At 60.2% G+C, this 22,278-nt stretch carries 23 protein-coding genes and 1 tRNA gene; 14 read left to right on the top strand and 10 right to left on the bottom strand.

The features are described 5' to 3' along the window. The first annotated feature begins 3 nt into the window (after nucleotides 1-3). Complete coding sequence (locus WJU18_RS23405; protein WP_423455984.1) at nucleotides 4-984, top strand: Bug family tripartite tricarboxylate transporter substrate binding protein; 981 nt, start codon at nucleotides 4-6, stop codon at nucleotides 982-984. Nucleotides 985-996: 12 nt separating this feature from the next. On the opposite strand, the gene WJU18_RS23400 is transcribed toward WJU18_RS23405, so the two are convergent. From WJU18_RS23400 to WJU18_RS23390, 3 genes are all read right to left on the bottom strand, one after another. Beyond that, entirely contained in the window at nucleotides 997-1,299 is a 303-nt protein-coding gene (locus WJU18_RS23400; protein ID WP_423455983.1) for a hemagglutinin, read from the bottom strand. Between the two features lie 485 nt (nucleotides 1,300-1,784). Beyond that, on the bottom strand, nucleotides 1,785-2,567 hold the full coding sequence (locus WJU18_RS23395; protein ID WP_423455981.1) for a GNAT family N-acetyltransferase: 783 nt from the start codon (nucleotides 2,565-2,567) through the stop codon (nucleotides 1,785-1,787). An 86-nt stretch (nucleotides 2,568-2,653) separates the two neighbouring features. Beyond that, a complete protein-coding gene (locus WJU18_RS23390; protein WP_423461083.1) occupies nucleotides 2,654-3,598 on the bottom strand; it encodes a GlxA family transcriptional regulator in 945 nt (314 codons plus the stop codon). A gap of 116 nt (nucleotides 3,599-3,714) precedes the next feature. Between WJU18_RS23390 and WJU18_RS23385 the strand changes: the two genes are divergently transcribed. Genes WJU18_RS23385 through WJU18_RS23375 form a run of 3 tightly spaced genes read left to right on the top strand, consistent with a single transcriptional unit; the run spans nucleotide 3,715 to nucleotide 6,552 of the window. Further along, nucleotides 3,715-4,848 (top strand): thiolase family protein, encoded by a 1,134-nt coding sequence (locus WJU18_RS23385; protein ID WP_423455979.1) that lies wholly within the window; start codon nucleotides 3,715-3,717, stop codon nucleotides 4,846-4,848. A gap of 31 nt (nucleotides 4,849-4,879) precedes the next feature. After that, the gene (locus WJU18_RS23380) at nucleotides 4,880-6,097 is read left to right on the top strand and encodes a Bcr/CflA family efflux MFS transporter (RefSeq protein WP_423455978.1); all 1,218 of its coding nucleotides are present in this window, start codon (nucleotides 4,880-4,882) and stop codon (nucleotides 6,095-6,097) included. A 41-nt stretch (nucleotides 6,098-6,138) separates the two neighbouring features. Further along, entirely contained in the window at nucleotides 6,139-6,552 is a 414-nt protein-coding gene (locus WJU18_RS23375) for a PaaI family thioesterase (RefSeq protein ID WP_423455977.1), read from the top strand. A gap of 27 nt (nucleotides 6,553-6,579) precedes the next feature. On the opposite strand, the gene WJU18_RS23370 is transcribed toward WJU18_RS23375, so the two are convergent. Together WJU18_RS23370 and WJU18_RS23365 are read right to left on the bottom strand one after the other, a co-directional pair. Further along, on the bottom strand, nucleotides 6,580-7,542 hold the full coding sequence (locus WJU18_RS23370) for a Bug family tripartite tricarboxylate transporter substrate binding protein (protein WP_423455976.1): 963 nt from the start codon (nucleotides 7,540-7,542) through the stop codon (nucleotides 6,580-6,582). Then, nucleotides 7,536-8,546, bottom strand: a complete 1,011-nt coding sequence (locus tag WJU18_RS23365; RefSeq protein WP_423455975.1) for an alpha/beta fold hydrolase — start codon at nucleotides 8,544-8,546, stop codon at nucleotides 7,536-7,538. Before WJU18_RS23365 ends, WJU18_RS23370 begins: the two co-directional genes overlap by 7 nt. A gap of 115 nt (nucleotides 8,547-8,661) precedes the next feature. Between WJU18_RS23365 and WJU18_RS23360 the strand changes: the two genes are divergently transcribed. Further along, nucleotides 8,662-9,543, top strand: a complete 882-nt coding sequence (locus tag WJU18_RS23360) for a LysR family transcriptional regulator (RefSeq protein ID WP_423461082.1) — start codon at nucleotides 8,662-8,664, stop codon at nucleotides 9,541-9,543. A gap of 36 nt (nucleotides 9,544-9,579) precedes the next feature. On the opposite strand, the gene WJU18_RS23355 is transcribed toward WJU18_RS23360, so the two are convergent. From WJU18_RS23355 to WJU18_RS23345, 3 genes are all read right to left on the bottom strand, one after another. After that, nucleotides 9,580-9,864, bottom strand: a complete 285-nt coding sequence (locus WJU18_RS23355) for a hypothetical protein (protein ID WP_423455973.1) — start codon at nucleotides 9,862-9,864, stop codon at nucleotides 9,580-9,582. A gap of 200 nt (nucleotides 9,865-10,064) precedes the next feature. Next, a complete protein-coding gene (locus WJU18_RS23350) occupies nucleotides 10,065-10,448 on the bottom strand; it encodes a hypothetical protein (protein ID WP_423455971.1) in 384 nt (127 codons plus the stop codon). 147 nt (nucleotides 10,449-10,595) lie between these two features. Continuing rightward, nucleotides 10,596-11,480 carry a LysR family transcriptional regulator gene (locus WJU18_RS23345; RefSeq protein WP_423455969.1) on the bottom strand — a complete coding sequence of 295 codons (885 nt, stop codon included), beginning with the start codon at nucleotides 11,478-11,480 and terminating at the stop codon, nucleotides 10,596-10,598. A gap of 341 nt (nucleotides 11,481-11,821) precedes the next feature. Here WJU18_RS23345 and WJU18_RS23340 point away from each other — a divergent pair, with 341 nt between their 5' ends. Then, nucleotides 11,822-13,270, top strand: a complete 1,449-nt coding sequence (locus WJU18_RS23340) for an alpha/beta hydrolase (RefSeq protein ID WP_423461081.1) — start codon at nucleotides 11,822-11,824, stop codon at nucleotides 13,268-13,270. 36 nt (nucleotides 13,271-13,306) lie between these two features. On the opposite strand, the gene WJU18_RS23335 is transcribed toward WJU18_RS23340, so the two are convergent. Then, nucleotides 13,307-13,882 (bottom strand): DNA-3-methyladenine glycosylase, encoded by a 576-nt coding sequence (locus tag WJU18_RS23335; RefSeq protein ID WP_423455967.1) that lies wholly within the window; start codon nucleotides 13,880-13,882, stop codon nucleotides 13,307-13,309. 90 nt (nucleotides 13,883-13,972) lie between these two features. Here WJU18_RS23335 and WJU18_RS23330 point away from each other — a divergent pair, with 90 nt between their 5' ends. Continuing rightward, nucleotides 13,973-14,959 carry an MDR family oxidoreductase gene (locus WJU18_RS23330; RefSeq protein ID WP_423455965.1) on the top strand — a complete coding sequence of 329 codons (987 nt, stop codon included), beginning with the start codon at nucleotides 13,973-13,975 and terminating at the stop codon, nucleotides 14,957-14,959. Between the two features lie 20 nt (nucleotides 14,960-14,979). Here the strand turns inward: WJU18_RS23330 and WJU18_RS23325 are convergent, their stop codons facing one another. Continuing rightward, a complete protein-coding gene (locus WJU18_RS23325; RefSeq protein WP_423455963.1) occupies nucleotides 14,980-15,879 on the bottom strand; it encodes a TraB/GumN family protein in 900 nt (299 codons plus the stop codon). 203 nt (nucleotides 15,880-16,082) lie between these two features. On the opposite strand from WJU18_RS23325, the gene hpnC reads away from it, so the two are divergent. The 7 genes from hpnC (at nucleotide 16,083) to WJU18_RS23290 (ending at nucleotide 22,275) form a co-directional block, all read left to right on the top strand. Further along, nucleotides 16,083-16,943, top strand: a complete 861-nt coding sequence (hpnC, locus tag WJU18_RS23320; protein WP_423455962.1) for a squalene synthase HpnC — start codon at nucleotides 16,083-16,085, stop codon at nucleotides 16,941-16,943. Between the two features lie 28 nt (nucleotides 16,944-16,971). After that, the gene (hpnD, locus tag WJU18_RS23315) at nucleotides 16,972-17,817 is read left to right on the top strand and encodes a presqualene diphosphate synthase HpnD (RefSeq protein ID WP_423455960.1); all 846 of its coding nucleotides are present in this window, start codon (nucleotides 16,972-16,974) and stop codon (nucleotides 17,815-17,817) included. 65 nt (nucleotides 17,818-17,882) lie between these two features. Next, nucleotides 17,883-19,226, top strand: coding sequence for a hydroxysqualene dehydroxylase HpnE (gene hpnE, locus WJU18_RS23310; RefSeq protein WP_423455958.1), 1,344 nt, complete (start codon nucleotides 17,883-17,885; stop codon nucleotides 19,224-19,226). 12 nt (nucleotides 19,227-19,238) lie between these two features. Next, nucleotides 19,239-19,312: transfer RNA gene (locus WJU18_RS23305), tRNA-Gly, on the top strand. Nucleotides 19,313-19,614: 302 nt separating this feature from the next. After that, nucleotides 19,615-20,277 (top strand): hypothetical protein, encoded by a 663-nt coding sequence (locus WJU18_RS23300; RefSeq protein ID WP_423455956.1) that lies wholly within the window; start codon nucleotides 19,615-19,617, stop codon nucleotides 20,275-20,277. A 344-nt stretch (nucleotides 20,278-20,621) separates the two neighbouring features. Further along, a complete protein-coding gene (locus WJU18_RS23295; protein WP_423461080.1) occupies nucleotides 20,622-21,059 on the top strand; it encodes an acetyltransferase in 438 nt (145 codons plus the stop codon). A 319-nt stretch (nucleotides 21,060-21,378) separates the two neighbouring features. Beyond that, nucleotides 21,379-22,275 carry a hypothetical protein gene (locus WJU18_RS23290; protein ID WP_423455955.1) on the top strand — a complete coding sequence of 299 codons (897 nt, stop codon included), beginning with the start codon at nucleotides 21,379-21,381 and terminating at the stop codon, nucleotides 22,273-22,275. Nucleotides 22,276-22,278 lie beyond the last annotated feature (3 nt).

The raw sequence follows: 22,278 nt of genomic DNA, 5'->3' as shown, positions 1-22,278 counted from the left end.
GCCATGACTCACAGATACTCGAAACTTGCGGCCCGGATCGTTGCGGGTTGCGTGTTTTTGGGAAGTGCCATTGCATCGATTTCCCACGCACAGGAAAAGTACCCCGCCAAACCCATCACGCTGGTGGTTCCCTATGCGGCGGGAGGGACCACGGACATCATTGCGCGCCTTCTCGGCAAGGAAATGACCGACAAGACGGGTGTGGCCGTGGTGATCGACAACCGGCCTGGCGCCAACACCAACATCGGGGCCGAGTGGGTCGCGCGCGCCAAGCCGGATGGCTATACGCTTTTGTTCGGGACCGGCGGGCAGGTGATCAATCCCATCTTCGGCCCCTATCCGTCCATTCCCTTAGGGGAGGCGCTGGATCCGGTTAGTCTTGTCTCCAGCCAGGCATTCGTCATCGCGGCCAGACCGAACGCGCCATTCAATACGGCAAAGGATTATCTGGAGGAGGTCAAGAAAAAGCCCGGGAAGTACTCGATATCGAGCGCGCAACTGGATCTGTATGTGGCGCTGGTCAAAAAGGCTGCTGGCATCAACATATTGCATGTGCCTTACAAAGGTGGTGCACCATCGCTCCTGGCGGTCATGAGCGGAGAAGTGGATACGGGCTTCACGTTGGTGCCCGCGGGAATTTCGCACTTCAAGGCTGGCAAATTGAAGCCTATCGCCGTCACTACCAAGGATCGCCAGGAATCGTTACCGGACACCGCAGCGCTTTCCGAGGCTGGTGTGAATATCGACCTGAGCAGTTGGTACGGTCTGTTCGTACCCAAAGGCACTCCCAAATCTATCGTCAACGATCTGGCAACGCTGACTAAGGACATCATGTCTCAGGACCGGATCAAAAAGCAGCTTCAGGAGATGGGTGCGGCTTCGAAATGGAGTACTCCGGGGGAGTTGCGCGACGCGATGAGTGCCGAGAAGAAGCAGTGGGAACAATTGGCTAAGGATTCGCCCGATCTTGTCCGGCCAAAATAGAAGTAGGGCAGGCTAGTCTTGGCCGAAGAAGGCCGCTCCGTGATCGCCGGCGCGTGTGGCGGAATCTATGATTTCCTTCCATGACTTGCCGGCCGCCCGGAGCTGGTCGGCGGTGGGTCCCATCGAGTTGCCGTAGCGTGCCTGTGTTTTGGCGACGATGCGCGTCAGAATTGGAGCGGGCGTGTGATCTCGGTATTCTTGCTTGAGTGCGTTTCGTTCCTTCACGGCCCAACGGGCGACGTCTTCTTCGCTCGCGCCTTCGCGGAGTCTTTCCGAAGCAGCATCGCGGAGCGCGGTGACAGCGGTTTCATACATTAAGCGCACAGATGAGGTCGGCATGGGGAAGGGGCAGATGGCGCCACCTCTATTCTGCGTGTCACGCCTGAATGAACGCTGGCGGGGCTAATCACAGTGTTGAAAACGTACGCAAGCGGGAACGGCACGAATCGTTGTCAGGGTGTTTTCGCCATCGATCCGCTGGGCACGGAACTTCACGTTAGCACCTTCTCTCAAGCCGGCCAGGATGGCTGGGTCGCGAACATGAAAGCGCAAGGTCGTGAATGGCAGCTTAGTCCGTGGCAAGACCTTCAAGTGCACGTACGTCCGCAAGCTTTCATCTTCCTTGGTGACGGCGCGAAAGACGGCGCGCGTTTCGACTGCGGAGGCTTCCGTTGCGGATGCGGATGGTTTTTCGGATTTGCCGGCGCGATCGTCAGCCGCGCTCGTCCCTGGCAAGCAGGCCAAGGCTGCGGCGAGAAAAGCGGCAGAAACACTGTGCCTCGAATGCAAGCTAGTCTCCTCTAACGAATCCTGTACCAATACTTATACGCTACCTGAAAGCCCAGCTTTTCATAAAGGCGGACGGCAAAGCTATTGGCCGCGATCACTTGCAGGAAAGCGTTGCGCGCTCCGCGGCGATGTCCCCAAGCCAGAAGTCCGCGGCATAACTGCTGAGCTAGCCCCTGGCGTTGATGATCGGCGTGGGTTGCAATGTCAAACAATCCCAGATTCTGTCCGACCAGAACACCAAGACCGCAACATTGCGGTGAGCCCGAAGCAGGGTACGCGGCCCATGCGACAGGGTGTTTGATGCGCCGCAAAATATCGAGGTGGATGGTTTGGTCATCGCCCGATTTGCCAGAAATTGCCTGAAACGCTTCCAGCCATTCCTCCGCCTCTTCCAGTATTGTTTGTTTTTCTTGGCCGCGGTCATCGGCACCGGATAGCGCTCGTGTCATCACCAGGGATAAATCGGAATGGCGATAACCCCGCTGCTCCAGTAACTCGTCTGCTTCCGGCGCCGAGGAAAACGAGGTCAATCTGATGGTTGGCATCAATCCAAGTTGCCGAAAGCGGGCCTCCACCGAATCAAGGTCAGCTTCGGACAAATGCTGCGAATGTGCGGTCGCATTCAATGAATTGGCGCGCTTGGTATAGCCACGGTCCAGCCGAAGATTCCAGCCGTTCAGGTCGGAAGAGTGCTCTGAGGGCCAAGCCGCGAAAGCAGCGGATTCAAGTGCCTGCATCGCCATTGCCATAGAGGGCTTTTCGATGGCGGTGGTTGTGATGATGGCGTCTTCCATTCGCATCTTGCTAAGAATTCCAAAGGCTAATGCGAAAGCAGTTTAGTCAAGATCATGGCTTTGGCACCGGCATTCCCGCGCATGGGTTATCTCCGCGTTCCTGCTTCACGCCGTACAGCTTGCGGCGGCCGGCCAAAGCCACGCATGAAGGCTTCGCGCATGTGGCGCCGATCCCGAAAGCCGGTTTCTCTTGCCACCACCTCCATCGGATGCCGGCTGCTTTCGATCATCAGGCGCGCAGCTTCCAGCCGCAGGCCCTCAACGGCTTTGGCTGGCGACTGGCCTGTTTCAGCGGTGAAAACCCGGCTGAACTGGCGAGGGCTCAGGCTCGCGGCTTCGGCCAACTCCTCTACGCTGAGCGGTTGCGCCAGATTTTTTCGCGCATGGTTCAGGGCTTGCTGGATGCGGTCTGACTTGGGGGCAAGCTTGAGCATCTCCGAGTGCTGCGATTGTCCGCCCGCACGGCGTTGGTGCATGACCAGGCGATGGGCCACGGAGCGTGCCAGCTTGGGGCCCAGGTCGTTTTCCACCAACGCCAGTGCGAGATCAAGTTCCGCGGTCATGCCTGCGGAGGTCCATACTGAACCATCGGCAATGTAGATGCGGTCGGCATCGACTTGCACGAGAGGGTAGCGTTCCTGCAAGGCTTCGGCCCAATACCAATGGGTGGTGGCACGCCGGCCATCGAGCAGGCCTGCCTCCGCCAACGGAAATGCGCCTGTACACAGACCGGCGACGCGGCGGGCACGTGCGGCGACTTTACCGAGCAGGCTGGGCAGCTCTGGCGCCATGGGCTTCGACAACGGCAGAACACCTCCGGCCACCAGCCAGGTATCTGCCGTACTGCGCGCGGTGAGAGGGCGCGCCTGCAGCGAGATGCCCGTCGAAGAGCGTACGGAACCCCCGACGGCGTAGGTTTCCAGCGCATAGAAAGGCTGGCCTGTCGCGAAGTTGGCGATCTCGAACACCGCTTGGGTACTGAGCGCCATGATCTGAAAACCTTCAGGGAGTACGTAGCCGATGCGATGCATGGAGACCGTCCGTTCTGGGGTGATGTCCTGATTCGTGACTATATACGTCATTTACGCCATTGTCTTCAGGCCTCAACATTCACCTGGTCAAACACATTTCTTCAAGGAAAAGAGCCATGAAAGCAGTCATCGCCGCGTATGCGCGTTCGCCTTTTCACTTCGCTCGCAAAGGGCGCCTGGCTGAGGTGCGGCCCGATACATTGGCCGCCCAGGTCGTGCAAGGCTTGATGCAGCGCACGGACCTGGATCCGGCGCTGCTGGAGGATGTGATCCTGGGCTGTGCCTATCCCGAGGCCGCGCAGGGGAACAACCTGGCTCGCATCGTCGGGTTGCTGGCAGGCCTTCCAGAGTTGGTTGGCGGCGTGACGGTGAACCGCTTCTGCGGCTCTTCGATGCAGGCGGTGCATATCGCCGCGGCGCAGATCGAAGCAGGCATGGGCGACGCTTTCCTCTGCGTCGGTGTGGAATCGATGAGCATGGTGCCGCAGGGCGGCTTCAACTTCTCACCCAATCCCGAATTGCTGGCCCATTCCAGCGCCTATATTTCCATGGGCGAAACGGCGGAAAACGTGGCGGAGCGTTGGGACGTCAGCCGCGCCGACCAGGAATTGCTGGCGCTGCAGTCTCACCAGAAGGCCGCAGCAGCTCGAGAACAGGGCTTGCTGGCCGGCGAGATCGTGCCGATCCGCCTGCCGGATGGCGAAGTGATCAGCGCCGATGGTTGTATCCGCCCGGGTACCACGCTGGACGCATTGGCTGCCCTAAAGCCCGCTTTCCGGGCTGACGGCGTCGTGACGGCCGGCACATCTTCCCCGCTGACCGATGGCGCCGCAGCGGTGCTGGTGGTGCGCGATGACTTTGCCGCGCGCCATGGCTTGCGCCCGCTGGCACGGGTGCGGAGCTTCGCGACCGTTGGGGTTGATCCGGCGGTCATGGGGATCGGACCGATTCCGGCCACGCGCAAAGCTCTATCGCGCGCCGGTTTGGGGGTAGACGACATCGACGTAGTGGAGATCAACGAAGCGTTCTCGTCGCAGGCACTGGCATGCATTCGTGATCTGGGACTGGATATGTCTACCGTGAACATCGACGGAGGTGGCTTGGCTATCGGCCACCCATTGGGCGCCACCGGCGCGCGCATTACCGGCAAGGCAGCCGCATTGCTGGGGCGCCAGCAAGGGCGCTACGCGCTAGCCACCCAATGCATAGGCGGAGGGCAGGGTATTGCCACCGTGCTGGAGCAGCTTTGAACGCATATTCCTTGCCTTCTTGCTTCGTATCATGAACACCCGCGCTTCTTTTTCAGCCGCCGTACCTCGGCTTGCTTCAAATCTTCTCAGTGGCCGCCTGTTGGCGGTGCTTGCCGGGTTGGCCGCCCTGGGCACCCTGTCCACCAATATCATCTTGCCGGCCTTTCCGAGCATGGCGTCCGATTTGAGGGTGGACACGCGCGACATAGGCGTGGTCCTGTCGAGCTTTTTCCTGGCTTTCGCTATCGGGCAGTTGTTTGTCGGCCCGTTGTCGGACAGATGGGGGCGCCGCGCGCTCGTACTTGGCGGGCTGCTGTTGTTCGTGGCTGGCAGTGCGATCTGCGCGTGGGCGCCGACATTGCCGATGCTGGTGGCTGGACGGGTGATTCAGGCACTTGGAGTGTGTGCAGCCTCAGTCCTTTCGCGTGCGATTGCGCGTGATCTGTTCGAAGGTGAAGCACTTGCGCGCACACTGGCGTTGACGATGGTGGCCATGGCGGCCGCGCCCGGTTTCTCTCCGTTGCTGGGCAGTGCTATGGAGTATGGACCCGGCTGGCGAGCCAGCTTTACATTGATGGGGTTGCTGGGTGTATTGCTGGCGCTGGCCTATATGGTCGTTGTTGGCGAAACCCATCCGGCCAGTCGCCGCGTGGTGGCAGAGCCTAAGGTGGTGCTGCAAGGCTATGCAGCGCTGTTGACCGATGTCCGCTTCATTCGCACCGCCTTTGCTGTGAGCGTAATTCTGGGCGGGCTGTACGCTTTCTTCGCGGCCACGCCAGCGATTCTGATGGCGCGGATGGGTTTGAACGCACTGCAGCTCGGGATGTTTTTCGCGAGTACCGTATTCGTGGTGTTTGCGTCCGGCATGCTGGCACCACGTTGGGCTGGCCGCTGGGGGGCTGCTAGGGTGGCACGCGCGGGATGCCTCGTGGCCTTGATCGGTGCGTTGGGTTTGCTGGCCGGCATGGGCGGCGGTGGCCTCGCGTATTTCACGCTCTCAATGGTGTTCTATCTGTTTGGGATGGGTCTGGTCAATCCGTTGGGAACGGCCATGGCGCTTGGACCGTTTAACCAGCAGGCGGGATTGGCCTCCGCTTTGCTGGGCGGCCTTCAGATGGCACTTGCAGGTGTCATGACGACACTGGCCAGTTTCGCAGGCCCGAGCCCTATCATTGCCTTAGGCACGGTATTGACCGTGGCTTCCGTACTGGCGTTGGCTGCCTTGATGATCCGCGATACCCAGAACTGAACGCTATCTTGGCGGCTATCTGCATGACCAAAGGAAAACACATGCTTCGCACCACCGAAACGATTGAAAAATTCATCGAACGCCAACGCGGCACGCTGCCTGACACTTATGGCTTGAGGCCGCTGACCGTCTCGGAAGGGCGTATGACCATGGAGATGACGGTCGCCCCCTGGATGATGGCCCCCAATGGCTTCCTGCATGCGGCGTCGGTGATCGTGCTGGCAGATACCTGCGCGGGATATGCGACTGTGGCGCACCTGCCTGAAGGCGCCAAAGGATTCACCACGCTGGAGCTGAAGTCAAACTTCCTCGGCACGACCAAGGAAGGGGTGATCAGCGTGGAATGCGTAGCCGATCACCTGGGGCGATCGACTCAGGTTTGGTCAGCAACCGTGAAGGATGAGAAAGGCCGCAAGATGGCGCTGTTCCGCTGCTCGCAGATCATTCTGTGGTGAGAGGCGGGCGGCTCGCAGAGGGTGGGCCTATTCAGCCTTGATGCCCCCAGCTCGAATGAGATCTCCCCATTTTCTCTCTTCCGAGCGTACGAATTCCCTTACCTGAGCAGGCCCCATCTTTCCATCAGGCTCATAGCCCAGTGCACGGAGTTTGCCCTGAACATCAGCGTCACTGAGCACTTTGCCCAACTCGGAATTGAGTTTGGCAACGACCGCCGGCGGAGTGCCCTGCGGTGCGAACCAAGCGTTCCATGCGGCGATGTCGATGGCGGGCAGGCCGCTCTCGGCGAAGCTGGGCACTTGCGGAAGGATCGCGGTTCTCTGCTTCGAAGTCACGGCAATGCCTCGCAACTTGCCCGAGGCGATTTGCGGCGCCGCGGCAATAACGGTGTCGATGGCGAGCGGCACATGCCCACCCATGACATCGGTGGTGGCGGTACTGCTGGCTTTGTAGAGCACCGGATTGAAGGCGGCGCCGGAAGCTTTTGTCAGCATCTCCAGCACCACGCGGGAGGTGGAGCTCGGCAGCGCCACGCTAAGTGCTCCGGGCTGGGCTTTCGCTGCCGATATGACTTCCTGCGGGGTCTTGCCTGAGTAAGCAGGGGAACTGATCAGGGCCATGGCGACTGATCCGATGTAGGCGATGGGCACGAAATCCTCCTGCACCTTGTACGGCAGGCGCGCATAGAGCGCCGAGTTGGCCGCGTGCGTGCCGTTGGAGCCGACCAGCAGGGTATAGCCATCAGGAGCGGCTTTGGCGACTGCCTCTGTGCCGATGATGCCGCCTGCGCCTGGACGATTGTCGATGACCAAGGGTTGCCCGACGTTCTCTGAAAGTTTCTGTGCCACGATGCGCGCGGCGGCGTCAGCACCTTGCCCGGCTGCGAACGGAACAATCAGCCTGATGGGCTTGGCTGGGTAGGTTTGGGCCATGGCTGCCGAATAAAGGGTAAATGCAGCGGCAGCCAGCAGGGAACGTCTTTTCAGCATGGTTTGTCTTTCGTGGTGAATAGTCGGATTTCGTCCGTGATGAGCTGAGTTGCCGGCGAGCCTTCTACCGCGCGCCACCCGAGATGCCCACGATCGCTCGGCACTTCCACATAGCGCGCATGCGCCACATGGCTGGCGATGATGCGTGCTGAATCGAGAGGCAGGAGACGGTCTGTCGAGCTGGGCAGTATCAGCATTCGCGCAGCAATGCGCGAGAGGGCTTGCGCCATGTCACCGCCAAAGGGAATGCCGATGTCGTGGCCGGCAGAGGCCTCATAGCGTCGGATGAAGTCCCACGCATCCCATTGGGTTGCACGTGCGACCGTACCCTGAAGCTCCTCTTCTACGGCCGATTCGCTGAGACTCTCTAGGTAAGCGTCGGTCACGGTCCATGGGAAGTACAGCCTTCCTGCTGCTCTTAATCCGTGCAGTGGTGGTTGGGAATAGTGACCTCCGTTCCAGGCGGGATCGAGCCGCACAGCTTCGAGCGCGACCCGGACGACCGCTCTCATGATGTTTCCGGTGCGTGCAGCAGGCACCATGAGGATCGCGCTGCCGAGCGAATCGGGATAGTGGATGGCCCACTCCAGGGCCTGGAAGGCGCCCATGGATGCGCCCGCCACGACAGCTGCTTGGTGCACGCCGAAGGCCGCGGCCATGAAGGCGTGTTGCGCCCGCGCCATGTCGCGAACCGTGTAGCGGGGAAACTCACTCCTTAGGCCATCCGATGGTTTGGACGAGGTGCCCGCACCGATGGCATCGGTGGCGACAACGAAATAGCGATCCGTATCGAAGGCTTTGCCTGGGCCAATATAGCCATCGGCGCTGTGCCGCGTGTTGGCCGTACCCGGCAGCACCAGCAACAGATTATTGCGAGCCGCGTTCAGTTGGCCATGTGCGGCATAGCCAATGCGAAGCGAATCGATCTGCCCGCCTTGCTCAAAAGCGAAAGGACCCAGGTCGAAGGTTCCTTCATACAGGGCATTGGGGGTGGTTCCTGGCATTTCAGTAGGCAATAGAAGATACGACGGGTGATTTTCATCAAGCGCCTACTGCAATATAGGAATTCAAAGCTATGTTGTAAAATTGATAATTAAGATTAATTAATCTGTAATGAGAATAAATCTCTCATCACGAGATATTGATGCCTTTCTGGCGCTTGCCCAGCAGAAGCATTTCACCCGGGCTGCGGCGCAGTGCCATCTGTCGCAACCGGCTTTCAGCGCTTTGATCCGGGCGCTGGAGGAGTCGGTTGGGCTGCGCTTGTTCGACCGCAGCACGCGCCATGTTCTGCTTACCCCCGAAGGTGAGCGTTTCATGCAGTCGGCCTTGCGGATCCAGGCCGAGATGCGCGCGTGCTGGCAGAGCATGCAGGACACTGCGGAACTCAAGCGCGGCCGCGTAGCAATTGCGCTATTGCCCTCGTTGGCGGCCGGATGGTTGCCTGGCGTGCTGCAAGCTTTCTTGCAGCGTTACCCCGGTGTTGAGTTCGGGATGGCCGATGAGCTTTCAGAACCTTGCATTGCGCGCGTAGCCGCTGGTGAAGCGGACTTTGCGTTGGCTGCGATTCGCGTCGATGCGCCCGAACTGCAGGCGGAGCCATTCTGCGTGGATGGATTTCACCTGGTGTGTAGAGACGACCATCCGCTCGCTCATCGCCGTCGGGTGCAAGTTGCTGATCTTCGGCGTTGGCCTTTCGTCCATCTGGCACGGCACAGTAGTGTGCGCCAATACCTGGATGCTGCTTTTTTCCCCGAAACCATGCAGACCTTGGTGGAGGTGGAGCAGTTGGCTACGGTGGCAGGGTTGGTCACGGCAGGATTGGGCATCAGCGTGGTGCCGGCATTGACGCTCTTTCATTTCAACAAGCCCGGGCTTGTTACACGGCCGCTCGCCTTGCCGGGGCTGGATAGGCAGATCTACCTGGTGCGCAAGCGCGAACGCAGCCTTTCGGTGCCAGCCCAAGCCCTGTATGTACTGATGCGCGAGATGAGACCGTGAGCCAGGGGAAAGGGCGCCGAAAGCTTGAAGACACGATCAAGTATCGATGACGATCTTGCCCGTATCGATGTACTCGTTGAATTCAACCACCGGAATGGCGGCATTCATGGGTTGGCCGTCCTGTTGCCAACTGATCACCATGCTCTGCTCCGCGCGCTCAAGCTCCAGTGCGTGATCCGCCTCTATGGCGATGAGTGGCCCATCTCCAGCACGAAATTCAACGCGGGCGCGTGCATGGGCCTTGGCCGTCTGGCCAGGGGCCATGCCATCGCGGCCCTGGGTGTAGTCGGCGGGCGGCGAAGAGTTGGGGACGTCGCTCATGCAGGTTCCTGGATGGTGTGAAAGTACCAGTGCATTGTGCGTGAAACGGAAGAATTTCCGTGTCAGACGCAGGCGCAATTTCGCGAGGGAAGACCACACAAAGAAAAAGCGATGATCCGCCGAAGCAAGATCATCGCTTGAAAAACCGCAGCCTGAGGAGGAAGGGAGGAGGAAATGGCTGCGGCTTGATCAGGTAATACTTAAGAGCACTGGCGCGAGATGCGGCCTCCGCTGGTAATGGCGGGAAGCATGCGTTGGCACTCTTCCCTGGAAGCAAATTTGAAGCTGAAATCTGTGCCTTGCATGTCTGCAGCACCGGCGCTCACAGGCAGACTTGCAGCCGCTGAATCGGCGGAACAGCGCAGCGTATCGGCGCCGTGAGAATTGTTTTTTCTCAGGTTGGCCAAATGGGCGGCGCATGTGGTGGCGTCGTGCGCATCGTATTCGGCAAAGACCTTGCCTTCTGCCGAAGCATATTGAAAGAACCGGCCTTGGCTGGCGAATCGGCCGCTCGCGCAACCTGCGGCCAGCAGCATTCCTGCAACGCAGGAGGCTATGACGAACGGGCGGAACAAGGTGGTCATTCTGAACAGCTCAAGATCTAGTGGGCTCGAATTCTTTCGCGCTTGAATTGAAGGCTATTGTGAACTTCGGAATAGCCCTTGTCATCGGCTTTTCACGCTCCCCGCTGTCGGACAACGCTGACATTCCAGAAGAAAAATCACGAATACCTAAGAAAAATCAGCAAGGACCTCCAGTACGTGACCGATCGTCAGGCTGCGCGCAGAAGAGCGCCGATGTGCCACGGCCATGGGGCGCATGAGGTCGGGATGCAGGCGGCGCACATGCACCTCCGGTGAGTCCTGCAGCTCTTCGACTTCCTCAAGCGGCAGAATGGCCGCGCTTTGGCTGGCCAGCGCCAGGCTTTTCAAGGCGCCCGGGTAGCTCAGAGAGAGGAATGGCCGAGGGTTGAGGCCTGCCTGCCCGAACCAGCTTGCAATGAGGCCATGCATCTGGGTCGCCGGCGCGAAAGAAGCCCATCGGCGGGTGGCCAGCCATTCGGGTGTGACCAGCTCCGGAGCGTTCCAGGTGGCAGGCAACAGCGCCACCATGTGATCGTTGCGCCAAGGGGTCAGCTGGATTTCCGGGACATGAGGTTGAGGGCTGGCCACGATGCCGACGTCGAGCGTTCCCGCTTTCAGGCGCCGCATGGAGTCGGCTGAGCCGACTGCTTCCAGCTTGACCTCGATTCCCGGATTTTTCTTGCTGAGCGCGGCAAGCATCCAGGGCAAAAGCCGGGTACTGACACCGGCCGATACGCCGATTCTGACAAGGCCTTCGCGCCCGGCGGCGCGGCGCTGCACCAGCTCGATGAGGTCGTCGCTGGCGGCAAGCAGCTTGCGTCCCTCCTGGACCAGCACCTCGCCCGCTGGCGTCATTTCGGCGTGCCTTCTGCCGCGCACCACCAGCGCCGCCTCCATGCGTGTTTCCAGCTCTTTGATATGCAGGCTCACGGTGGGTGGCGCGAGGTGGAGCGCTTGCGCCGCCGCGGCAAACGTGCCGAGGTCCGCGATGGCGACGAGTGTTTGCAATTGATCAAGGTTCAGATTACGCATCAGAAATTGTGAATTAAATGTTCATTCAATTCAACTTTACAGAAGGTAAGACAAGCCTGAGCATCGCTGATCATGTCAAACCAAGCTGATAGATGTAGGGCGCTTCATTACTCAGGCCGTCGAATCTGGAGGTGGTTGATCCAGGCCAGAGCCGCGCTGGAGCGTGCTGAGAAGCACATCACGGACACTTTCAAAGTACCTCCCGGTGGATAGCTTCGAGGGTAAATCCGAATACTTCAGGGGTCTGGGGGGTGGATAAATGCCAGAAAACACCCAGAAGCGTGCGCGGTCGGGGCTGTGCTCGCGAATTCCAATAAACCACTGCAGGGACCTCTTTCATGATGCTGAAGCACCGTACTACCTTCGTAGCACTGGCCGTGGGCGTGCTTTTGTCCGCGTGTGGCGGAGATGGCGACGAGCCGGAAGAGACGCGTCCCCAGGATTCGCGAACGTTCTCGACCGGTACTGTGGCGCCCACCTTCGCGCCGATGGCCGCTGCGGCTGGTGATGTGGTGGACATGAGTACCACCAGCCGCTGGTCTGGCGTGCGGGAGGGTGCCGCCTACCATGTGGAGGTGCCGGCCAACTGGAACGGCAAGCTTGTGATGTACGCGCATGGCTACGCCGGCAACGGCAACATGCTCGGAGTGTCGGACCCCTCCATTCGCCGCCACCTCATCCAGCAGGGCTATGCTTGGGCTGCGTCCAGCTACAGCAAGAATTATTACGATGTGCGTGCTGGCGTCGAGGACACCAACGCCCTGGCGCTGGCTTTCAACGATATCGCGACCGCCAACGGCCGATCGTTGGCCAAACCAAGCAAGATCTATATCACGGGCCACTCGATGGGCGGCCACGTGACGGCAGCGGCGGTGGAGCAGGAGACGCTGGACTACGCCAACAACAAGGTGCATTACGATGGCGCGGTGCCCATGTGCGGCGTGGTGGGCGACAGGGAGCTGTTCAACGAATTCGGCGCCATGCAGATGGCTGCCCAGGCGCTCACCGGTTACACCAATACGCCGCGTGATCAATGGGCCAGCATTGTGGGCAGCGTCACGGGGCAGCTGTTCAGCCAGTTTCCGGATGGCGGCGGTGACACCAAGATCACGCCTACGGCATTGGGCATGACCTACCTGTCGGTCGTCAAGAACCTCACTGGCGGTGAGCGGCCCATGTTCACGCAGGGCTGGGCCTTCGGCGGCAGCTTTCCTTCAACCTGGGGTATCGCGTTCAACGTAAATAGCGCCCTCGACGGCGTACTGACCGAGCCGGTGATCGATACCACCAAGGTGACCTATGTCATAGACGGCGACGCAGCCGGCAGTGCCGCCCTCAACGCCAGCGCGCAGCGCCTGCAGGGGGACCCAGAAGCCAACCGGCTTCGCCGCGACGGACTGCGCTGGGTGCCGCAGGTCAACGGCAAGTTCAGTGTGCCGGTGGTGTCCATCCACACGCTGGGCGATCTGTTCGTGCCGTTCAGCATGGAGCAGACCTATGCGCAGCGCGCAGCCGCAGGGGGCAGCAGCGGCAACCTGGTGCAGCGCGCCATCCGTGGTGTCAGCCACTGCGATTTCACTGTCGCTGAGCAGGTGGAAGCTTTCGACGCCATGATTCAGTGGGAAACTGCAGGTATTAAACCGGCCGGTGACGACGTGCTGACCGCCGCCACGGTAGCCGCTCCGACATACGGATGCGCCTATACGCGCGACGTGTTCGGGGCGGACGACGGTGCTGCCGTCAAGGCATTGCGCGCCGGCATTGCGCAGACTGGAGGCAGTTGCCCTTGAACTGCGAGGCCGTTGACGCCGCGGTTGACGCGATGTTCAACCGAACCGCCGGCTCAGAAAGCGCGATCCCGCCAATCCAAAACGCCAGGGCAGATCCACGGCCTTGCTGATACCAATGCGGGGCCCGGTCAGCACTTGCACCGGTGTGATGGAGGCAGGGGCGGCCCAGACCTCGAAAGGCGGCTTGTCGAGACGCAAACCGTAGTGCTCCAGCGTGATGCCAAGCGCTTGCCCCAGGCGCCCCGGTCCGGCGCACAGTAAGCGCTCGTCCTGCAAGCCGCGCCGCTCGCGCATGCGATCCAGCCCATGTGTGGGCTCGATGGCTCGTATCAGTACCCCGGCGCCGTGGCCGTTCTCACGGCAGACGAAATTCAGGCACCAGTGCATGCCATAGCTTCGATATACATAGGCATGCCCGGGAGGGCCGAACATGACCTTATTGCGCGGCGTGGGGCCTGGGTGGCAGTGCGAAGCCGGTTCAGTGCGGTCGTAGGCTTCGGTTTCCACGATGATGCCGCCCACGCTGTCAACCAGCATTGTGGCGCCGATCAAGGCATGAGCGACAGCCGGGGCGTCGTGCGCGAAATCGCGGGGATGCAGATGTCGGGGCATAGCAGGCGGATGGTATCTCGCGCCACAGTCTACGTGGTTGTATCACACGCCGTATAGTTAGGCTCGCTTTTCAATGACTGGAAGAAGACCATGTTCAAGGCGCTTTTGCTTACCAAGACCGAGGAAGGCTCGGTTCAATCCTCCGTGACCGAGCTGGATGAGTCCCAATTGCCTGAGGGCGACGTGCTGGTGCAGGTGGCCCATTCGACGTTGAACTACAAGGATGGCCTGGCCATCACCGGCAAAGCACCTGTGGTGCGCCGCTACCCCATGGTGCCGGGAATCGATTTTGCCGGCACGGTGCTTGAATCCAGCGATGCGCGCTACAAGAAGGGCGATGCCGTCATTCTCAATGGCTGGGGTGTGGGCGAGTCCCACTGGGGTGGGTTGGCACAGAAGGCGCGGGTGAAGGCTGATTGGCTGGTGCCGCTGCCCGCCGGCATGACGCCCTCGCAAGCCATGAGCATCGGTACAGCGGGCTACACCGCCATGCTATGTGTGATGGCGCTGCAAGACAATGGCATGACCCCCGATCGCGGACCGGTGCTGGTCACGGGTGGCAATGGCGGGGTGGGCTCCATCGCCATCGCGTTGCTTTCACGGTTGGGCTTTGAAGTGCACGCTTCCACCGGGCGCTTGAACGAAGCCGAGCACCTGAAGGCGCTGGGCGCCAAGGAGTTGGTGGATCGCTCCACGCTGAATGCGGCCGGCAAGCCCTTGCAGAAAGAACGCTGGGCCGCCGCGGTGGACAGCGTGGGCAGCCACACGCTGGCCAACGTGTGCGCGAGCATTCAATACGGTGGTGTGGTGGCTGCCTGTGGATTGGCGCAGGGTATGGATTTTCCGGCGACTGTCGCGCCTTTCATACTGCGTGGAGTCACCCTGGCGGGCGTGGACAGCGTGAACGCGCCTTATGCGAAGCGCGTCAAAGCATGGGATCGGCTGGTGCGCGAGCTTCCTCAGGAAGTGCTGGCGAGCAACACGGAAACCATTGGCCTGGCTGCGGCAGCGCAGACGGCTGCACGCTTGCTCGAGGGGCGGGTGCGCGGGCGCGTCGTGGTAGATGTCAACGCCTGAGCCTGACTAGCAGAACACGGTTAGAACACCGCTTCGACGGTATAGCCCAGCGCCTTCATCAGTGCGGGTAGACCGCTCGGACCGAACATGTGCAGGGCGCCTACTGCGACGAACACCGGGCCACTGGCGCTGTGCAGTGCATTGATGCGCCCAGCCAGAACCTGATTGCGGTCATCAAGCAGGCGCCGCGACATGGCTCGTTCAGCCTCTGACTCCATGCAGTCGCACCATTGATCGTAGCTTTGCAAGGCGGTGGCATCACGCGCGGCCCATGCGGTGGCTAGTTTGACCAGGATTTCCTGGCCCTTGCCTGCCTCCATGTCCTTCAGGCTGCTTTCGATCATCTCCTTGAGCTCAGTTGAATCGGAGGCTTGCAAGGCATGAAGTTGTTCGTCGACTGTTTCCAGGGCATGAATCGGCTTGCCTTGGCGCCGTGCCAGGGCGGTCAGCATGGTTTCAGCCCCGTAGGCCGCTTCCAGTTGTTGGCGGCGCGCGGACATGACCAGAACAGTGCTGAGCTGAAACTCAGGCCGCAGATTTTGCAGAGGCTGCCAGTCCAGGCATTCGGCTTCCGCCTGCTGGCGCAGGCGTGCGGCCAGTTCGGAAGGCAGGCGCGGATCATTCTTCTTGGCCCGCATACCTTGGGTGAGTTTGGTCGCTGTGGCGTTGTCGCTCAAATCCATCTCCAGCGCCAGCACGCGGCTGCTTTCCAGGGCGGCCGTCACGCGTGGGCCCGGCGCCCACCAATCGAGGCGGCCGAGATGCATGGTGCCGTACAGATAGGACGTGCTGTCCTGCTTGCTGATTTTCCAGAGGAAGCCCCGATCCTGCGCCTGCTGCGCAGCTGCGGTGAGTGCGGCCTCTGTCGGGAGGGTGAAAGGCGGCGCACAGTCTTTGCTCCAGGCGCTCGGGGCGATCAAGCTTGCCAACAGGCTACAGGTGATAACGGCCCATCGGCGTAGCAGGGGAGTCATAGGCGGTGGTGCGAGGTAGAACCTTCACATTTTCGCCGATGGGCGGACAGGTCCATGCGAACGCGGGCTTGCAAGTCACAATATCCAGGCTTATGACGCATCCGTCATATCGGAAAAGTCTTTTTGAGTCGGCCCTGAATTCCCAACCCATGCCCGCGTCTCGCTCTTCCTCCATCGATCACTACGAGAATTTTCCCGTAGCCTCGTGGCTATGCCCGCCCAAGCTGAGGCCGCCTATCGCGGCCATCTACCATTTTGCGCGCACAGCCGACGATATCGCCGATGAGGGTGATGCCTCCGCCGAAGAGCGTCTGACCGATCTGGCCGCCTACCGCGCCGATCTGCTTGCCGTGGTGCAAGGCCATGCGCACTCAGCGCGTTGGGCGCAGGTGTTCGGGCCGCTGGCAAGCCAGATAAAAGCCTTCAAACTACCGCTGCAACCGCTGGATGACCTGCTTTCAGCCTTTGAGCAGGATGTCGCGAAGACCAGGGCCAAGGCGGCCTATGCCGATAGGGCTGAACTGCTGAACTACTGCCGCCGCTCAGCCAACCCCGTGGGCCGCCTGCTGCTGCACCTCTACGGCGTGAGCAGCCGAGAGGCGCTCGCGGAGAGCGATGCGATCTGCACCGCATTGCAACTGATCAATTTCTGGCAAGACCTGAGCGTGGATATTCCGCGTGGACGCTACTACCTGCCGCTGGCGGAATGCGCCGCGCACGGGATTCGCATGACCGATCCGGGGCGCCAGTTTCCCGAACTGCGCCAGAACGAGAAAACAACGCGCCTGATCGCCGCGTGCGCGGCTGACGCCAGGACGATGATGCTCTCGGGCGCCCCGCTGGTACACCGCATTCCAGGCCGGGGAGGGTGGGAATTGCGGGCCGTGGTGCAGGGCGGCCTGCGCATCCTCGACAAAATCTCTGCCATTGGTTATGCCACCCTGAGCCAACGCCCCACCGTCGGCAAATCCGACGCGCCAGTCATTCTGTGGCGCATGCTGCGGATGTAGGAGGAACTCTAATGGGACAATCTCCCTCGTGAGCACCACCCCGCAAAATTATGTCCAGCAAAAAGCTGCCGCCTCGGGCAGCAGCTTTTACTACGCCTTTCTGTTTCTGCCCGCGCCGCGCCGCGCCGCCATCACGGCCTTTTACGCTTTCTGCCGGGAGGTGGATGACGTGGTGGATGAGGTGAGCGACCCCGGAGTGGCGGCTACCAAACTGGCCTGGTGGCAATCGGAAGTGGGCCGCGCTTACGCCGGCGAGCCCACGCACCCGGTGATGCAGGCGCTCATGCCGCATGCGGCTGAATATGGCATCGAGGCGCGCCACCTGCTGGCCGTGATCGAAGGCTGCCAGATGGATTTGACCCAATCCCGTTACCTGGACTTCACCGCGCTGCAACGCTATTGCCATCTGGTGGCTGGCGTGGTGGGGGAGGTAGCCGCCCGCATTTTCGGTCAGGCCCAGCCCCAGACCACTGAATATGCTCACACACTGGGATTGGCGTTCCAGCTCACCAACATCATCCGGGATGTGGGCGAAGACGCCCGGCGCGACAGGATCTACCTGCCCGTGAACGAACTGCAGCAGTTTGACGTGAAGGCGCACGAGATCATCAAAGGCGTGTATTCAGACCGTTTCACCGAGCTCATGAAGTTCCAGGTGGCGCGCGCGCATCAGATGTATGACAAGGCCTTGGCACTGCTGCCTGACGAAGATCGCCGCACCCAGAAGCCAGGTTTGATGATGGCCAGCATCTACCGCACGCTGCTGCGTGAGATTGAAGCGGATGGCTACCGGGTGCTGCACCAGCGGGTGGCATTGACTCCGCTGCGCAAGCTGTGGCTGGCCTGGAAGATGCAGGCTTTGGGCCGCTTCTGAATGAAGCGCAAGCACCCGCCATCCAATGGCTTTCATCCCTCTCCCATATGCGGGAGAGGGTAGGGGTGAGGGTCAGCGGTTTGCGCATCACCGCCGTTCCCCAACGCATCGCTATCATTGGCGCCGGCTGGGCCGGCATGGCCGCCGCCGTGCGGGCCGTGCAGGACGGCCATCAGGTCGCCGTATTCGAAGCCGCGCGCACGCTAGGTGGCCGCGCGCGAGGGGTGCCGCTCACATTGCCGGACGGCCGTGAGATCCTGGTAGATAACGGTCAGCACATCCTCATCGGCGCCTACACCGACACACTGCGGTTGATGCGTCTGGTCAATGTCGACCCCGAGAAAGCCTTGCTGCGCCTGCCCATGGCGCTGATGTTTCCCGACGGCACCGGCTTGTCATTACCCGATCTACCGACCCCGCTGGACGCCCTGGCGGGCATCTTGCGTGCACGCGGCTGGAGGTGGCGCGACAAGCTGGCACTGCTGCGCACTGCCAGCCGCTGGCAGCGCGCGGGCTTTCGCTGTGAAGCACATACCAGTGTGGCCGATCTGTGCGCCGGGTTGCCTCCCAGGCTCATGAAGGAGTTCATCGAACCGCTCTGTGTTTCTGCGCTCAACACTCCGGTGGAGCAGGCAAGTGGCACTGTGTTTCTGCGTGTGCTGCACGATGGTTTGTTCAGCCAGCGCGGTGGTTCGAATTTCCTGTTGCCGCGCTGCGATTTGAGCGCGCTATTTCCTGCTGCTGCGGGCCGCTGGCTGGGTGAGCGTGGCGCGCGCGTAGTTGCAGGCCGGCGAATCGAGGCGCTGAAGCGGCAAGCATCGCAATGGCAGATCGAGGGCGAGCTTTTTGACAGTGTGGTGCTGGCCGTCTCCGCGTCTGAATCAGCACGCATCCTGGCAGACTCCTCGCCAGAAACAGAAGAGCCTCTGCAGGGCAACATGAAAGCATGGGCAGCCCAAGCCGCCGCACTGCGCTTTCAGGCTATCGCTACCGTATACGCCCAGGCAGAGTCCTCCGGCTCCGCGCCTCTGCTGGCGCGGCCGCTGCTCGCTTTACGGTCCAATGACCAGTATCCGGCGCAGTTCGTCTTCGATCGGGATCAGATCACGCAAAGCCAAGAACCTTCACGCCTTCTGGCCTTCGTCATCAGCGCGAGTCAGGGCGAACGCTCGGCGCTGGAGCGGGCCGTGACCGAACAGGCCAAGAGCCAACTGGGCTTGACTGTCAGGCCACTGCAAACCATCATCGAAAAGCGCGCTACCTTCGCCTGCACACCCGCACTGGTTCGTCCATCCGCAGGCATTGCTCCAGGGCTGGCAGCCTGCGGAGACTACATTGAGGGGCCATATCCGGCTACTTTGGAGGGAGCCGTGCAAAGCGGCTGGAGCGTGCCCCAAAAGCTCGGCTAGAATCGGCGGCACGCGGGTGTAGTTCAATGGTAGAACGGCAGCTTCCCAAGCTTCATACGAGGGTTCGATTCCCTTCACCCGCTCCAATCAAAATTCACACTCGCTGTGATTGTGGGGATCTCCTTAAGTTATTGAAATGATGGGGATTTCTCAACTGAGGCTTGGCGCCTAGTGAAAGCCTCCCGCAGTTTTTAGTCAATTGACGCGTTTTGCGAACTATCGAGCGGTACTCGGCGACTCAGCGTGTTTTGCGGGCAAAATTTGGCCTATCCGGCGACCCTATGAACCAGAGCACGCCTGTTGCGGATACAGTGCCCACATGCCGCAAACCAAGGAAATTTCCCGACCCCGGAGATTGCTCCCCCTGAGTTGGCCAACGGTGCTCAGTTTGTCCACTGCCATCGTCGCGGCGGGCACCGTCACCCTTCACCTAATTGGCGATGTGAGACATAGGTTCTACCTCAAATACTGGGGCATAGACGCAAGCTTATTTCCTAAAACGACGGACTGGATTTTGATCAACGGGTACTACGGAGTAGTTGATCGATTCATAGCCATCCTGGGTGCCATATTAGGTAACCTGCACTGGTTTGTGGCCTCAGCAGTCATACTCGGTTTTTATATTTTTATCCTGCTTTCGCCTATAGGAGGTACCGCAGCCGAAGTACCTGCATGGTTGCTGCGGCAGCCCGCTTGGCGGCGACGATTCATTCGGCAGATGCTGCTCACGATACTGTTTGCGAGCGCGATTCCCTGCGCGCTTATCCTACTGACAGCCTTTATGGCAGTTCCAGCTGCCCTTGGAGAAACCGCCGGTAGGGCCGCAGCGGAGAAAGAGGCTGTGGAGTACAGAAAAGGTTGCGAGCTTTCCAGAGCTCCCTGTGTTGAGTTGAAGAGGGGTGGTGATGTTGTCGCCACAGGCTTTGTGCTTGACAGCTCCCCGTCGCACATTGCGATCTTCGATGCTCAGGCTCAACGTACTCGTATCCTCGCCGTAGAAAAACTTGAGATGATGTTGAGCCGCACGCCAACGGAGGACGTTCGCCCTTGATCGATGCAATTGTTGGATTCGTTGTCTGGCTATTGGTTGATGTTCTTTTTGTCGCTGTAGGCAAGATGGTGATCTGCTTGCTTACTTTAGGACGGTGGCGTGGCGAGCGCGGGAACGAAGGCCGAATTTACGGAGCGGCAGGAGCACTGACTTTTGTGCGAGATGGAGAGCGGGTTCTCACGGACCGAGTTGCCGCAACTCTCGGAGTGTTCTTTTGCGTTATATTGGTTGTTTGCCTGCTCGGCCTTACGACGCTATAGACGATGGCTCCGTACATTGTGTCAGCCATCGTCGTAAATGAGCCCTCCGGGCCTGATCTCATCGTTTGCGGCGCGCTATTAAAAATGATCAATATTCGAACTTCCCGTCCTGATGAGGGCCAACGTGCTGTTGAAATTTGGCGCCGAGCAGTTGATGCCACCCACGGCTTTCTGTCCAAGGAAGATCGCCGAGCTATCGATGAGATGGTCTGTGATTTTCTGCCTCAAGTTTCGCTCTGGCTTGCTGTGGATGGGAATGATTACCCATTGGCATTCATGTACATCGACAAGGAGCACATGGAGGCCCTGTTCGTTGATCCCGCTTACAGAGGGATGGGCATTGGTGCTGCACTCGTGAGCCATGGCCTTTCGTTACATCCCGGAATGACAACCGATGTCAACGAGCAGAATGTTCAAGCGATAGGCTTCTACGAAAAAATGGGATTCAGTCGCACCGGTCGTTCTTCGCTTGACGGACAAGGACGAGCTTACCCAGTCATTCACTTGAAATACATAGCTTAGAGATTTGAAGAGCGATCCTTGGTAAACCCTGAGTCAGGATGCGACGCGCTGCCGCCATGTCAGCTTCATCAGCAATGCCTGCTTTGCAGCGATTGCTGCCCTTGGAGTCCGCTGCGCCAGCGTCAGCTCTGTGATCGATAGCTGCCACTGAAGCACTGACCAGACATCGACGTTCGTGATGCGGTGCCTCAGGTTTTTCCATCTCCTTACGTCGGACTGGAAAAAACAATGAACTCGTCACGGAAGAGACCGACGCCCCACTGGTCACTGTTCGTTCCGGTGGTAAAGCCTCGCCATGTGCTTGCTCGGATAATGCCGTATGCCAACCCTCGCCGACTTACGCATGCCACCGCCCAGATCGTGGGACGAATTCGAGGCCATCGTGTGCTCCGCAGCGAAGAATCGTTGGGACAACCCTGAGTTCACTCGCCATGGTAGGCAAGGCCAGCGGCAAGACGGCGTAGATATCTTCGGCCAGGACGACAAAGGGCGCTTGGTGGGCCTTCAGTGTAAGAACACTCTGGATGGCCTCACGGCAGCAACTATTAGCGCCGAGGTGGAGAAGGCCGAGTCTTTCAAGCCTGCGCTGCAACAGCTTTTCGTGGTTACCACCGCCGACACAGACAAGCACTTGCAGGAATTTGTGCGCGACTTGTCTGAGCAGCGTTCGAAGGCCGGCACCTTCGAGGTCGCCGTCCTGTTTTGGCCAGACGTCTGGGCCGATCTGACGCGCGACGAGTCCAGGCTGTTTCAGCACTATCCCCATCTGCGGGGCGGGGCGGTAGCTGCGCAAGAGCCTTCGCACGACCAGCGCCTGTACGACGACCTCAAAGCCACTCTCGGGTTCGAGCCGGCGATAAGACTCCTTCGCGACCACGATTTCGGGGGGCCGTTCCAACGCAAGGCAATCCAGCCACTTTTCGACTTCTACGAAACCTGGGACTCTCCCGAGAAGCAGTTCATCGACAAGGAGTTGCAGGCAGGCCTCGAGGCGCTCTACAAGGCTGCAGCTGAGCTATCTGACCACCTTGTAGAAAAGACCGTTCCCGTCGGAAACGGTACCTTCGCTTCCGTTTTTTCGGACAGTCTCAGAGCTATGGGCCCTCGACCCGAATGGGTGAAAGAAGAGGCGCGCGTGCTCAACGAACAGGCCCACCTGTTCGTTCCGCTCTACGAGCAGTTCATGCTTAGGTGCCGCGACAAGCTCGTTCGCTAGGTA

The organism is Ottowia sp. VDI28, assembly GCF_049532675.1.
Taxonomy (GTDB): Bacteria; Pseudomonadota; Gammaproteobacteria; order Burkholderiales; family Burkholderiaceae_C; genus Ottowia.
This window is presented reverse-complemented; position numbering and strand designations above follow the sequence as displayed.

Excerpts from the sequence above, each read along its gene's own strand:
- WJU18_RS23355 (WP_423455973.1), bottom strand. The coding sequence starts at position 9,864 with ATGAGCGACGTCCCCAACTCTTCGCCGCCCGCCGACTACACCCAGGGC.
- WJU18_RS23340 (WP_423461081.1), top strand. The coding sequence starts at position 11,822 with ATGCTGAAGCACCGTACTACCTTCGTAGCACTGGCCGTGGGCGTGCTT.
- WJU18_RS23400 (WP_423455983.1), bottom strand. The coding sequence starts at position 1,299 with ATGTATGAAACCGCTGTCACCGCGCTCCGCGATGCTGCTTCGGAAAGA.
- WJU18_RS23365 (WP_423455975.1), bottom strand. The coding sequence starts at position 8,546 with ATGCCAGGAACCACCCCCAATGCCCTGTATGAAGGAACCTTCGACCTG.
- hpnC (WP_423455962.1), top strand. The coding sequence starts at position 16,083 with ATGCCCGCGTCTCGCTCTTCCTCCATCGATCACTACGAGAATTTTCCC.
- WJU18_RS23405 (WP_423455984.1), top strand. The coding sequence starts at position 4 with ATGACTCACAGATACTCGAAACTTGCGGCCCGGATCGTTGCGGGTTGC.
- WJU18_RS23380 (WP_423455978.1), top strand. The coding sequence starts at position 4,880 with ATGAACACCCGCGCTTCTTTTTCAGCCGCCGTACCTCGGCTTGCTTCA.
- WJU18_RS23395 (WP_423455981.1), bottom strand. The coding sequence starts at position 2,567 with ATGGAAGACGCCATCATCACAACCACCGCCATCGAAAAGCCCTCTATG.
- WJU18_RS23350 (WP_423455971.1), bottom strand. The coding sequence starts at position 10,448 with ATGACCACCTTGTTCCGCCCGTTCGTCATAGCCTCCTGCGTTGCAGGA.
- WJU18_RS23295 (WP_423461080.1), top strand. The coding sequence starts at position 20,622 with ATGATCAATATTCGAACTTCCCGTCCTGATGAGGGCCAACGTGCTGTT.
- WJU18_RS23290 (WP_423455955.1), top strand. The coding sequence starts at position 21,379 with ATGCCAACCCTCGCCGACTTACGCATGCCACCGCCCAGATCGTGGGAC.
- WJU18_RS23375 (WP_423455977.1), top strand. The coding sequence starts at position 6,139 with ATGCTTCGCACCACCGAAACGATTGAAAAATTCATCGAACGCCAACGC.
- WJU18_RS23345 (WP_423455969.1), bottom strand. The coding sequence starts at position 11,480 with ATGCGTAATCTGAACCTTGATCAATTGCAAACACTCGTCGCCATCGCG.
- WJU18_RS23390 (WP_423461083.1), bottom strand. The coding sequence starts at position 3,598 with ATGCATCGCATCGGCTACGTACTCCCTGAAGGTTTTCAGATCATGGCG.
- WJU18_RS23330 (WP_423455965.1), top strand. The coding sequence starts at position 13,973 with ATGTTCAAGGCGCTTTTGCTTACCAAGACCGAGGAAGGCTCGGTTCAA.
- WJU18_RS23335 (WP_423455967.1), bottom strand. The coding sequence starts at position 13,882 with ATGCCCCGACATCTGCATCCCCGCGATTTCGCGCACGACGCCCCGGCT.
- WJU18_RS23385 (WP_423455979.1), top strand. The coding sequence starts at position 3,715 with ATGAAAGCAGTCATCGCCGCGTATGCGCGTTCGCCTTTTCACTTCGCT.
- WJU18_RS23370 (WP_423455976.1), bottom strand. The coding sequence starts at position 7,542 with ATGCTGAAAAGACGTTCCCTGCTGGCTGCCGCTGCATTTACCCTTTAT.